General features: G+C 36.4%; 12 protein-coding genes. 8 read left to right on the top strand and 4 right to left on the bottom strand.

The features are described from left to right. Positions 1–10: 10 nt before the first annotated feature. The 7 genes from BC6307_RS03205 (at position 11) to BC6307_RS03175 (ending at position 7,058) form a co-directional block, all read left to right on the top strand. Positions 11–406 (top strand): hypothetical protein, encoded by a 396-nt coding sequence (locus tag BC6307_RS03205; protein WP_066419454.1) that lies wholly within the window; start codon positions 11–13, stop codon positions 404–406. Positions 407–724: 318 nt separating this feature from the next. Continuing rightward, complete coding sequence (locus BC6307_RS03200; RefSeq protein ID WP_066419453.1) at positions 725–1,891, top strand: hypothetical protein; 1,167 nt, start codon at positions 725–727, stop codon at positions 1,889–1,891. A 12-nt stretch (positions 1,892–1,903) separates the two neighbouring features. Beyond that, the gene (locus tag BC6307_RS03195) at positions 1,904–3,145 is read left to right on the top strand and encodes a metal-dependent hydrolase family protein (RefSeq protein ID WP_066419451.1); all 1,242 of its coding nucleotides are present in this window, start codon (positions 1,904–1,906) and stop codon (positions 3,143–3,145) included. A gap of 368 nt (positions 3,146–3,513) precedes the next feature. Beyond that, positions 3,514–4,125 (top strand): gluconate 2-dehydrogenase subunit 3 family protein, encoded by a 612-nt coding sequence (locus BC6307_RS03190; RefSeq protein WP_066419449.1) that lies wholly within the window; start codon positions 3,514–3,516, stop codon positions 4,123–4,125. Beyond that, positions 4,103–5,665 (top strand): GMC family oxidoreductase, encoded by a 1,563-nt coding sequence (locus BC6307_RS03185; protein ID WP_066419447.1) that lies wholly within the window; start codon positions 4,103–4,105, stop codon positions 5,663–5,665. The genes BC6307_RS03190 and BC6307_RS03185 overlap by 23 nt, the downstream gene beginning before the upstream one ends. A gap of 471 nt (positions 5,666–6,136) precedes the next feature. Continuing rightward, a complete protein-coding gene (locus BC6307_RS03180; protein WP_066421152.1) occupies positions 6,137–6,571 on the top strand; it encodes a disulfide oxidoreductase in 435 nt (144 codons plus the stop codon). A 1-nt stretch (position 6,572) separates the two neighbouring features. Then, positions 6,573–7,058, top strand: coding sequence for a thioredoxin family protein (locus BC6307_RS03175; RefSeq protein ID WP_066421155.1), 486 nt, complete (start codon positions 6,573–6,575; stop codon positions 7,056–7,058). Positions 7,059–7,083: 25 nt separating this feature from the next. Here BC6307_RS03175 and BC6307_RS03170 read toward each other — a convergent pair whose 3' ends face one another. After that, complete coding sequence (locus BC6307_RS03170) at positions 7,084–7,500, bottom strand: DUF5365 family protein (RefSeq protein WP_066421159.1); 417 nt, start codon at positions 7,498–7,500, stop codon at positions 7,084–7,086. A 124-nt stretch (positions 7,501–7,624) separates the two neighbouring features. Between BC6307_RS03170 and BC6307_RS03165 the strand changes: the two genes are divergently transcribed. Beyond that, entirely contained in the window at positions 7,625–8,554 is a 930-nt protein-coding gene (locus tag BC6307_RS03165) for an RluA family pseudouridine synthase (protein WP_066421162.1), read from the top strand. A gap of 542 nt (positions 8,555–9,096) precedes the next feature. On the opposite strand, the gene BC6307_RS03155 is transcribed toward BC6307_RS03165, so the two are convergent. The 3 genes from BC6307_RS03155 to BC6307_RS03150 all read right to left on the bottom strand — a co-directional run bounded on the left by BC6307_RS03155 (position 9,097) and on the right by BC6307_RS03150 (position 12,630). Beyond that, entirely contained in the window at positions 9,097–11,004 is a 1,908-nt protein-coding gene (locus BC6307_RS03155; RefSeq protein WP_066421170.1) for a S8 family serine peptidase, read from the bottom strand. A gap of 197 nt (positions 11,005–11,201) precedes the next feature. After that, on the bottom strand, positions 11,202–11,339 hold the full coding sequence (locus BC6307_RS24700) for a hypothetical protein (RefSeq protein ID WP_157729271.1): 138 nt from the start codon (positions 11,337–11,339) through the stop codon (positions 11,202–11,204). 19 nt (positions 11,340–11,358) lie between these two features. Next, entirely contained in the window at positions 11,359–12,630 is a 1,272-nt protein-coding gene (locus BC6307_RS03150) for a helix-turn-helix transcriptional regulator (protein ID WP_066421176.1), read from the bottom strand. Positions 12,631–12,924: the final 294 nt, after the last annotated feature.

The following is a 12,924-nucleotide window of genomic DNA, read 5'->3' as shown; positions in this document are numbered from 1 at the left end:
AGGTGCTCTTATGATACTTGGTTGGGATTCTTGGAGTTTAGCAAGATTACTTACGTTATTATTAGGCTTCGGATACTTTACACTATGGATACAAATTTATCTTTGGCACAGTAGAGGAAGATTTCACGCTTGGCAAATGTACATCCCCGTCGTGAGTCTCCCTCTTGCAAGCATCATTGCTATAATTACGGCAATATTCCCATATAATTGGCTCGCTTGGATACATACACTGCTCTCTGTCATTGTAATAGCGGTTGGTTTTTATGGAGGGGTACTTCATTGGAAGTCTATTAACAAACGAACTGGTGGGTTTAGAAAAGAAAATGTAATGGCAGGCCCGCCGATTACACTACCAACTTTTGTAGGTTCAATGGGAATTTTCGCACTCTTAATCATATGGTATTAAAGGGAAAGTTTGACATATTAATGTCAAACTTTTTCTATTTAATACATAAATTACTTTATTGTTTTGTTTATCAACTATACTAAATAAATATTTTTTTCGACAAGTTTCGACAAACTATACATTTTTTTAGTAAACGCTTTACATATTGTTATGTAAGAATCTTTAACTTTCAAATGAATAACAATTCACTGAAAGTTTAAAAATATCTGTGCCGAAACAGTGGGAAAAGTCTGAAAATCATGTGGACAATCTCTTTTTATGGTGCTATATTTTGAATTACTTTTTAATTCATATTTTCATTCATAGGAGGCATACAGCATGATTGACAATCCACTAATCGCTACCACCCTTATCTTTGCACTACTTGCACTTGGAGAATGGATTTCGATAATATCTAGAGCAAGAGTCCCAATGTTACTTACAGCAATGCTTGGATATTTACTATGTGTATGGACAGGAATATTTCCTGCAGATATTTTAGACAAAGCAATGTTCCCTGCTTTAGGAGCACTCTTAATTGGGCCAGCAATTCTTCATATGGGAACTCTAATACCTTTTTCATTATTAAAGAGTCAAATAAAGGCTGTATTAATTTCATTAGGAGGACTAATCACTGCTGCCGCGTTAATTCTCGCTATTATTCCTTTATTTTTTGATTATGCTACAGCAGTTGCAGGATTAGGCCCCGTAACGGGCGGCATCGTTGCTTTAATTATAACGTCTGAAAAGTTAACTGAAATTGGAATGACAAGTTTAATCATCATACCAGCACTTATCGTTGCCTTTCAAGGTGTGGTTGGGATGCCACTGGCGTTAAATTTCATGAGACGCTATTCGATAAAAATAAAAAAGCAAATGGATGACGGTACTTTTATTCCGATGTTAAAAGAAGCTAATGAAGAAAGTGCCGCAACAAAAGAAAATGCTAGTGCCGTAAAATCTAGCTTAACATTAAAATTATTCTTCGTTTTCGTAGGTGCTGCAATTGGTGTAGCACTGGGAGAAATTACTCCAGTACATTACAGCTTATGGTGCTTAGCAATCGGAATAGTAGGTTTAAAACTCCGTATATTTGAACCACGTACATTAGAAAAATCAAATTCTTTTACTATCACAATGATTGGAATTCTTTTCGTTGTTATCGGTACGATGGGTGGAGTTACCCCACAGCAAGTAGTTGAGAACCTTCCTGCTATATTAGCAATTTTAACTATTGGAACGTTAGGCATTTGTATTGGTGGATACGTTGTTTCTAAACTAGTAAAATGGGATCCACTGAAAGGAATGCCTGTCGCATTAACTGCATTATTCGGCTTTCCAGCAGATTACATTTTATGTGAAGAGGCAGCTCGAAGTGCGGCTAGAAATAAAGAAGAAGAAAAAGCAATTTTTGACGAATTAGTTCCGCCGATGTTAATTGGAGGCTTCACTACTGTAACAGTAGCATCCGTTGTGATTGCTGGAATTATTGTTCAAACGTTATAGGAGGAATTACAGATGAAAAAAACTGTTTTTAAAAACGGAGTAGTTATAGATGGAACAGGTGCAGAACAAAAATTAGATTATATTGTCGTAGTTAATGATAAATTGATTGAATACGTTGGGCCTGAAAGTGAGTACACTTCCACTGGAGATGAAACAATTGTTGATGCTCAAGGCGGCACTGTTTTACCCGGCTTTATCGATTCACACGTTCATATGATGTTTGAATACGAACCAATTGAGAAAAGATTAACAACACCATTTTCGATGATGTATTATAAAGCGGAAAAATATTTAGAAAAGACACTAAACGCTGGTGTAACATCTGTTCGTGATGCGCTTGGGGCAGATCTTGGGGTTAAACAAGCTGTTGAACAAGGATATATTAAAGGTCCTCGATTACAAGTTAGTATTAATGCATTAACGATTACTGGTGGTCATGGAGACGGCTATCAAGTATCAGGTCAAGTGTTAGATTTACTTCCCTCTAACTACCCTGGTATGCCAGATGGGCGCTGTGACGGTGTGGAAGAAGTCCGTAAGAAAACAAGAGAAATGTTACGTGCAGGAGCTGAGGTCATTAAAGTGCATGCTACTGGTGGAGTTTTAAGTGCGACAGACCATCCAGAGTTCACTCAATTCTCGTTAGAAGAGCTAAAGGTAATTGTAGAGGAAGGAAAATTCCGTAAAGGTGTCAAAGTAATGGCACACGCTCAAGGAGCAGAAGGAATTAAAAATGCTGTTAAAGCAGGTATTCATTCAATAGAACACGGTATTTTCCTTGATGATGAATCGATTCAATTAATGGTTGAAAACGGAACTTACTTAGTTCCAACGTTACTTGCACCTGTAGCTGTTCTTGAAATGGCTGACGAGCTTGGTATGCCTCAATCTGCAGTTAAAAAATCACTAGAAGTAATTGAACAACATAGAGAAAGTTTTGCTCGTGCATATAAAGCCGGTGTAAAAATCGCGATGGGTACTGACGCTGGCGTTATGCCACACGGGATAAACCTTCGTGAACTTGGCCTTATGGTCGATTATGGAATGACACCAATGGATGCCATTGTCGCATCGACTAAAACTGCCGCGGAATGTCTCGGTTGGGAAGATAAAGTAGGAACGTTACAAGAGGGCAAACTAGCTGACATCATTGTTGTGAAAGGGAACCCGCTAGACGATATTTACTCACTAGCAAACACTGAAAACATACAAGTTGTAATGAAAGATGGGCAAATCGAAAAGAACTTAGTGTAATAATTCGATCAAGCAAGTGGGGAAAATTAAGACTTTTTCCTCACTTGTTTTTTATTTTAAAGTTGTTACAATTTTTAATCGCATATTATTTTCGGTATCTTTTTTTGCGGTCATTCACCCTTTTACTTGTGGAAACCCATCTTTTATTAGCGGTAAGCCCTTTTTATTTGCGGTAACCACTCTCTTATTTGCGATAAGCCCCTTTTATTACCGGTAACCACTCTTTTATTTGCAATAGCCCCACCTCAGGCAAGCCTAAAGGTATAAACCACCTAAGATTCTCCAACCAGTTTTGTATGAAAACACCTAATTTGAAGTAGACTTGTTATAAGGGATACATTCCCAATTAAGAAAGAAGGTGCTCACAATTGGAACATCCAAAATCTCCTCATTACGAAGAATACAACGTAATGGATCAATTCCACGAATGGGACGTAATCACGCAAAGAGTCATACGTAATAGACTCGCTGCCAGTGATGTTTCTTTCTTTACACCAGAAGAACAAAACACCATTATCGCTCTTTACCCTATTATTTTCCCATCTCATTTAGGAGATATTGGTGTAAACGTGCTTGCCCTTTTGGATCAACGAATGCGAGAAAATAAAATAAACGGCTATGTAAAAGGCACAACATTACAAAAAGTGGATGTTATTCGTACAGGATTACGATACGTTGCTACCGAATGCTATACGCAATTTCACCATCCCTTTTCTACTTTGGAGAAAAAACTACAAATCTCATATGTTGGACAATTAGTTGAAAACATAGGCTCTAGTGATGTATGGATAAAAATAACACCAAAATTATTTTTCACTACCTTTACATATGAAATCCTTAAAATTATATACGCAGACCCTTCCGTTTGGTCCGATATTGGCTTTGGTGGCCCTGCGTTTCCAAGAGGCTATTATACGTTCGGTTTTGATCAATTTGATCCGTGGGAGGCGCCTAATAATGAGCAAAACAAAAATCATTGATGTTTGTATTGTTGGAGCGGGTGCTAGTGGTAGTGTAATCGCAAGTGAACTGAGTAAAAAAGGGCTTTCTGTCGTTTGTATTGAGGCTGGTCCTAAAAGGTTGCCAGTTAACGACTTTGCTAGTGACGAATTGGAGATGGAAAAGCTTTTTTGGAATGATCCTCGAATTAGCTTAGGCAATGACCCACTTGATTTAGCAAGAAGTACTTCCGGGAAAGGTGTAGGTGGGAGCGCAGTCCACTATACGGCTCAACTATTACGATTTCATCACTCAGACTTTCGAGCATACACGTTTGAAGGGGTTGGAGAAGATTGGCCGATATCTTATGAAACATTACAACCTTATTACGAAAAGTTAGAAAAAGAACTCCTGTTATCGGGGCCAATAGACTTCCCGTGGAAACCCTACGGTGGGAAATACCCATACCCACCACACCATGATTTAAGCAATAACACATTAAAGTTTAGAGAAGGATGTGAAAGTGCTGGCTTACAGCATTCGGTTTCCCCACTCGCGATTTTATCTGCTCCACATGAACATCGAGCTCCGTGTACAAATCGGGGATTTTGTGAAGAGGGTTGTATGCCTGATGCAAAAACGACACCTTTAAACACATTCATTCCGAAAGCTATAAAATACGGTACAAAAATTATAACAGATGCTATGGTAAGCCGTATCGATGTCGATCCCAATGGGAAAGCATGTGGTGTTGAATATATTAAAAATAATGAAACACATTTCCAAGAAGCTCGTCTTGTTGTGCTTGCAACTTATGCAGTTGAAACACCTCGACTGCTTCTACAAAGTGCAAATTCCAACTACCCAGACGGAATTGCCAACAGTAGTGGTTTAGTCGGAAAATATATTATGACAAATTTAAATGATAAAATGATTATTAAATTCGATGAAGAAATTCGTATGTACCGTGGTAATCCAGTACAAGCATTAACATTAGATCCTTATGAGTATGGTAAAACTTCTAACTACGCTAGAGGGTTTATTATGAATTCTTACGGATTACGACCGATGCGACTAGCTTCTCTATTTTTTGAAAACGAACCTTCCCTTTACGGTGAAGAATTTAGAAGCCGAATGTTAGATTATAATTACTATGGAAGTTTCGCCATGTTAGGAGAAACATTACCACAGAAGGAAAACTGTGTTACTTTAAGTGAAAAAAAAGATGAGCACGGTCTTCCTATACCAAAGGTTCAACATTCTTATGGTGAAAATGATATTAAAATTCGCGAAGCTGCTCGAGAACTTCTATCTCAAATTGGTCAAGCAGCTGGTGGCAAACCACTCTACCATTTAAAGGCACATGCACACTTAATGGGTGGATGTCGAATGGGTACTGACCCAACCAATTCAGTAGTGAATAGCTACGGTCAGAGTCACGATATTCCCAATTTATTTATTGTAGGCACACCGACGTTTGTCACTGCTCCCTCTGCAAATCCTACATTAACTGTATATGCATTAGCATTAAGAAGTTCGGAATTTATACTGGAAGAATTAAAGTTGCAAAATATTAGCTAAAAGAGGCTCAAACAAGACTAAAATGATCAATTAATAAACGAACAATTGGAGATTTAGCGGAGGAAATATACGTAGACTCCAGCGGGAGGAAAGGCATAGGTGAGAAGATAGCAGTGCGAAGCACGAGGAGGCTCACCAGCTACGAAAAGTGAAGGCGGCTCGACCTGGCCCGACAAGCATAAGACAGGCGCTGCAGTTGGGCGCTCTTTGCCCAACTGAAGTGACTGGCTTATGTCTCGAGGGCCAAGCCGCCGTAACTAGACACGCCCGCGGAAAGCGAAGTATATTTCCGGAGCGGGTCTTCCCCGAAAATCATTGTTCGTTTTTTAATTTGATTAAATAGTCTAGTCCCAACCTATTTCTTAAATTGTCAAAAAACAGACAAACAATTTATCATCGTAAGTTTTTTCCTTTGCATCATCCTATTACTCTATACTATAATTTTCAAGAAGATAGATGAAAGAAGGTTAAATAGTGAATCATACAAAGCTCGTGGAAAACCTTTTATTCGGAGCATTCATCGTCGCTCTAGTTGCAATGCTCGGAAGTTTATACTTTTCCGAAATACTATTATTTATACCTTGCGACCTCTGTTGGTACCAACGTATTTTAATGTATCCGCTTGTTATTATATTAGGTATAGCTGCAGTCAAAAAGGACGCAAACATTACAACATATGCTCTACCCTTTTCTATTATCGGGATTGCAATATCTTCCTACCATTATTTAATCCAAAAAGTGCCTATTTTTGCAGATAACGCATTAGAATGTGGTATTGTCCCATGTACTGGACAATATATTAACTTGTTAGGTTTTATCACTATCCCATTTTTAGCACTCATCGGTTTTATATTAATTACAATACTATTATTACTTGTTAGAAAGTATAAGAAAGAAGGAAAATAATATGAAAAAAATAATTGCTATTATTTCAGTTATTGTCGTCGTCTTTGGTGCAATTGCATTCATAACAAACTATCAACAAAAAGAACAATCAAAAGGAAATCCTTATGGAAAAGATGTTGTTCATCCAGAAACTGTTAAAATATTAGGAAACCCATTATACGAAAACGTTATACTACCAGATGATTTAGAAGAAAACTTAAATAACAATGTTCCAACTACTGTTTACTTTTTTGCGCCTGATTGTCAGTATTGCCAATTAACAACTCCTATTCTAGTTCCTCTTGCAGAAGAAATGGATGTTAATGTCCAATTATATAACTTACGTGAATTTGAAGAAGGTTGGAATGACTATGCTATTCGAGCAACACCTACCCTTATTCATTTCGTTGATGGAAAAGAAGTTAACCGTGTTGAAGGTTACCAAGAAGAACCTGTATTTGAACAATGGCTAGAACAAATAAAAGAAGAGACTGCTAGCGAAAGCTAATAGTCTCTTCTTTTTTACTAGTAATTTAAACTAAGTATTCATTTGCTGCTTTCCCGTATTTCGTAAATGAATACGGTGTATTATTTTGTTTAATAAATTGCTCCAGTGGAAATGGAAAATGGAAACCATACTCTTCTAACATCGTAACATTTCTATTAAAAATAGTACGGTGTTTAGCAGTTGCCGTTTCTTCTTGAATGGCTTCAATAACAGCAATTATAGATTGAAGGCTTGAGATGATATAAAATGCTTCCCTTAACGTCCCATTGTAATACGTAAATGTCTCATTAATTCCTTTCGTATGTATAGACCCTACCGTTAAATCCAGCTTCTCCATATCTCGGTCTGTTACATAATGAGGAAGTACGTCGGTTAATAAATAGTAAATTAGTTCATCAATATGATCCTCCTGTTCAGGAGTTGATGCATATACGACTTTCACAGTGAAACCCACCTTTGTTATCTTTTCTTTATTCAAGATTACCATATATAATAAAGGAATTAAGTAGGTAGTTACTGGAATCTTAAAGGTCAGAATTATACCAATTATTGAAAGGTGAAGATAAATGAAAATTTCCATCCGTGGTCATATGATAGAGATAGTTTGCAGTCAGCCATTTACGCAAAGGTCGTTGCAAGACTTTTTAAAGCATGATATTGGTATTCCTAAAACATTACTACACGAAATCCGAATGAGCAAAACTGTAAAAGTTAATGAGGAAGAACCAAACTGGGTAAAGCCATTAAATGAAAATGATCGCATTACATTTAAAGTGATTTACGACGAGACAATTACTCCTCCTCCCACTAAGATGAACATCGATATTTTAATGGAAGACGAAAACCTATTAATCATAAATAAACCATACGGAGTCGATACTCATCCTTCATCTGAAAGAGATACAACTTCCCTGTCAAACGGGGTAGCTGCGTACTTTCACCATCAAGGAATTCGACAAAAGGTCCGCCATATACATCGGTTAGATAGGGATACGAGTGGGACCATTTTATTTGCAAAGCATGCTTTAAGTGGAGCGATTTTAGACCGGTCTTTAGAGAGAAGAGAAATAACAAGAACGTATTTAGCGTTAGTTGAAGGTACTGTAACAACGAAAAAAGGAACAATTAATAAACCTATTGGGAAAGACCGCCACCATTCCAATAGAAGAGTAGTTGCAAAGACTGGTCAAAAAGCAGTTACTCATTTTGAAGTATTAGAGCAATTTTCAAAAGATAATTGTACTTTAGTTAAACTAACATTAGAAACAGGAAGAACTCATCAAATAAGAGTACATATGAGCAGTATCGGGAATCCACTCGTTGGGGACCAATTATATGGAGCCAAAACGAAAAATGGAGGAAGGCACGCACTTCATGCATGGCATATTACCGTCCCTCACCCATTCGACAATACATCTTTACATGCTAAAGCGCCTATCCCGGAAAGCTTTTGTCCTCCTTTGTTGCTAAAAAAAATAAAATCAAATTTTGAATAGGTCTCACCCTTGTATACCTTCCGAAAGGATAAGCACATATCCGAAATGGAAGTATTCTTTTCAAATGTTACTTGATATCAACGTGACCAAATTTGATGTCGCAAAATTAAAAGTATATAATCTTGTCGCCTATTTTTCACACTTTCCGTATCTAACCAATAGAATGGTAAAAAGGAAAGGTGAAGAGATATGTATGATTATGTCCTACTGTTACACATATTCTTAATGATTTCCTCTATATTTTTAGGATATTTCTTCATTGTAAAATACGGTCAAAATGTTAGGACGTACCAATTCCATGTCCTATACAGTTTTACTGTTTTGTTTTTTACTTGGTTGCTAACATTTGTATGTTGGTTTTGGTTAATGAGGGGACACGATATTTTTTTACTAATAGGTGGCACCCTAGTTACAATTGTAACAGCACTGTTTTGTAGTCTCGTTTTGTTAGCATCCATAGTCGTGAAAAAAAATATAATCGTTGAGCAAAATGAGAAAAAACTAAGGTGAAAATACCTTAGTTTTTTCTTATTAATAATATATTAATGTACGATAGCTAGTGAGAAACACTGTGGTCCAGATGGAACGTTATACGCTTGAACCTCAATTGTATACGTTCCAGATTGCGGAGCGTTTATAAATACGTTCTCAACATTGTTGCGACCATCCCAATTATTATCATAAGGATAACTAAAATCATTACCTACATATTTTTGTCCATTCGGAGCAGTAATAACTAGATCTAAATCATTAACTAGTGTATAAGATGCTGTTGTACTTCCAGGTGCATCTGTCCATACTAACGAGATTTTTAATGGTTTACCCGCTTGCGTTTGGAACGAATACGTTGCTTTTTGTCCTGTTGTTAATGCAGTTGCTTCATTGACATACGCTACATTTAACGATTTATCTAAAGTAACACGCCCCCAGCCTTGGTCACCACTTGGATATCCTAAACCAACATCAGTAGCCCCAGCGATAAGTGCAGCTTTTATTAAGGAAGGTTTAGGTGTAATTCCTCTATTTTTTATAAAATGCTCGCGTAATTGCGCGACATTCCCCGCAACTATAGGTGTCGCCATAGAGGTACCGCCCATATACGCATACTTACTGTTATAATTCGCCCAAAACGAAGAGTCTGGTGCTAAAGAAGAGCGTGCTGATAATATAAATGTTCCAGGAGCTGTTACGTCTGGTTTAATTCGTCCATCTCTCGTAGCTCCTCTCGATGAAAATTGTGCGATATGATTAGGGTTATCTGCAATTGAACCAAAACTTGGTCGGTAGTTTTCCGTTGCGCCGACCGTAATGGCATTTTTCGCTGTCCCTGGAGCGCTAATTGTTCCAGAGTTAGGTCCTTCATTTCCAGCTGCAAAAAGTACCGTCATATCATTGTTTCGAACATACTCATCCACTTGTCTCGAGTTAGCAGTGTACGCTCCATTTACTGGGGCCCCCCAAGAGTTAGTATGAATTCTAGCGCCAGCATTCCAAGCTTGACTAAATAACGTATTTAAATTCGATGGTAATCCTCCTAATCCTCCGCTGCTATCCATAATAGATTGGAAGACTAAGTTAGCTTGCGGAGCCATTCCTTTATTTAAAGCATTACCAAGTACAGAACCAGCTACATGCGTACCATGCCCATTCGGATCATTTGCATTGTTAGTTCTTCCTAACGCGTAAAGAGCTGTAATTTTCCCACGGAATGCTTCATGCATAGAACTATCGTTACGACCTGTATCTAAACCCGTATCCGCTACTGCAACTACTTGACCTTGTCCATATAGTCCGTAATTGTTTTGTGCAACGTCTGCTTTTACTATTCCTCTTGCTACATCATTCATTAGCTCATACTCAGGCTTTGGCGAAATATAAAGAACTTCATTATTAGCAGCATACTGAACAATCTCATCTAAACCGTTAAATTTCATGTTTTTGTTTTCGTGTTTTGTATTTAAAATAACCGCTTGAACTAGCTGAGAAGCTCCTTTCGTTAAAAGCGCAGGGTCAATTTTATATAATGGTAAAAATGGTTGTACATTCTCAACCGAATGCAAAGAACTTATATTTTTAGTAGCACCACTATATTGTACAATAAAAGCATAATCTGGAATGTAATCTAGAATCGATACTCCTAGAGACTCCAATCCTTTTCTCTCTTCTTCTGAAATAGGTCCAGTAAATTGTACGATGTATAGTTCGTTATTTTTCGAGACTGCTTCTAACTTCTTTTGAATACCTTTAGGAATATTAATATTTTCCGTATCTACTAGAAAGGATGCCTCCCCGCTACTTACCGGTTTAGCCAAACTAGCATTTTCTAAACTTTTCACACCATTAAAATTCACTTGAAAATCTGCCCCACTAGTTGGTGAACTAACCATAACTGACGCTAAGATCGCAGCGGAAGCAACTACTGATAGCACTACTCTTTTTTTCCCCTTCATTTCTCCTCAACTCCTCATCTTCATTCATTAATAAGATAGCATAGGAGAAACCTCTTCCGGTATTGGGAAAATTCAGTCTATTAGTTTGTCATACTATAACTTTTTTTCACCCTATTTTCCCAATGGAAAAAGAATGACAGTTTACTATAAACAACGAAAAAGACATTGTTTCTCATAGGAAACAATGCCTTGCCTCATTATCCAAAATGTACTGGATCAGGATGCTCTTCTAAAGCAATTAATGATTGATTCGCATTATGGTCTACAAGCTGCACTCCTAATGATAGAGATATAACAAGCCCTGCACCTACCAACGTTTTTAATAGTTTATGCATCATATTTCCTCCTTAAAATTTATTTTATTTCCTTATAACATAAAGAATAATAATAACTTGCCTTTTTATATTTAAAACATTGTTCAAAATGTAAAGCTAACCTTTCACTAAATTTAAGAATTAGCTCTTTCATATGGTGCTTCCGATAGTATGGTAAAGCTATTTCTAAAAAATAGGTATCTAGCTGTTCATATTCCTTTGTTAGTAAATAGTTCATCAAATGAAAGGAGATACTATATTTTTTGTATTCTTCCTTTTCTTCTAGGAGGGTTCTTCCTAGCTCAAGCCAATTAAAAGAATGCTCTAAATCTCCTAACTGGTAGTACTCATCAACAATTGAAAAAATAGTATTTAATTTGGACAAGACCGATACATTTTCTTTTAATTTATAACTTTTTTGAAATTGTACTAATGCCTTTTCATGCTGTTTTTGATCGGAAAATAACTTACCTAAATTATGACAAATGGTAGCTTGTAATACCTGATTATTTGATAATTCAGCTATTTTCCATGCCAATATATAACTCTCCTCAGCTTTATCGTATTCTCCAATTCTTCGATAACTAATCCCGAGAAGAATTTGACACTCTGCACTTCGTGTATAATTGTAGGTTGATTGATATATTAATAGAGATTCTTTCGTATAAATAATACTTATCGGCACCCTCATTAACTGACTATAGGCAAGCCCTAATAAATAATAGATATCCGCTTTCTCCGTCTGGTCTAAGTCTGTACTATGGTGCAAGGCTTTCTCCGCTTCTTTTAACTTTTCAATGGAATCATGAAAGTTATTTTTTATATAAAAAATGATAGATTGAAACTTATAATAAAAATATGTCATTTTCAAATCGAAGGTAGCTTGATATTGTTCCAAATTACTTAATTCCAATTCAACCTCATCGAACTTCCTTAATAAAATAAAATATCTCGCTTTAAAAAGTGAAAAATAAATATACGTTTTTAATGATTGAGTAGTAATCAACGGTTCCAGCTTTTGAAATAAAATTCTACTCTGCTCAGCATTACCATCTCTAACTGAGTAATACCAGTTAAACATTTGTTGTAACAATGATTCATTTTCTTGCTCAAACAAATCTACTTCTAATCTTTCAGAAAGTAATTTTAATACTTCCAAACTAGGAGTCGTGATATTGTTTTCAATTTTTGATAAATAAGAAACCGATATGATTCCTTGTGCTAATTCTTCTTGTGTAAAATTTCTACGGAGCCGAAAAAATTTAATTTTACTTCCTACGTCCATTATATGTATCCGTTGTTCTACCGTCATAACGCCTTTTCCTTCCTTTATAAACTGTCTATTTTTAAAATTTATAAAGACAATTTTATATAATGGAATATTTTAAAAATTGAAACAAAATATCTTCCCTTTATTATATGGTCTTTATCATACAAATTTAAGTAGTTTTTTTATTCTTCTAAGCATAGGAAATTTTTACTAAAAAAATGTTTATTTAGGCTAAATTTGCTATGTCCTCCAGACCCCAAACAAGTGAAAGCGAGGAGGAGACTCAAGCCACGCTCATGGCGACGCACATGATGTGCTAGTGTCGACCGTGCGACA

This window comes from Sutcliffiella cohnii, assembly GCF_002250055.1.
Taxonomy (GTDB): Bacteria; Bacillota; Bacilli; order Bacillales; family Bacillaceae_I; genus Sutcliffiella; species Sutcliffiella cohnii.
This window is presented reverse-complemented; position numbering and strand designations above follow the sequence as displayed.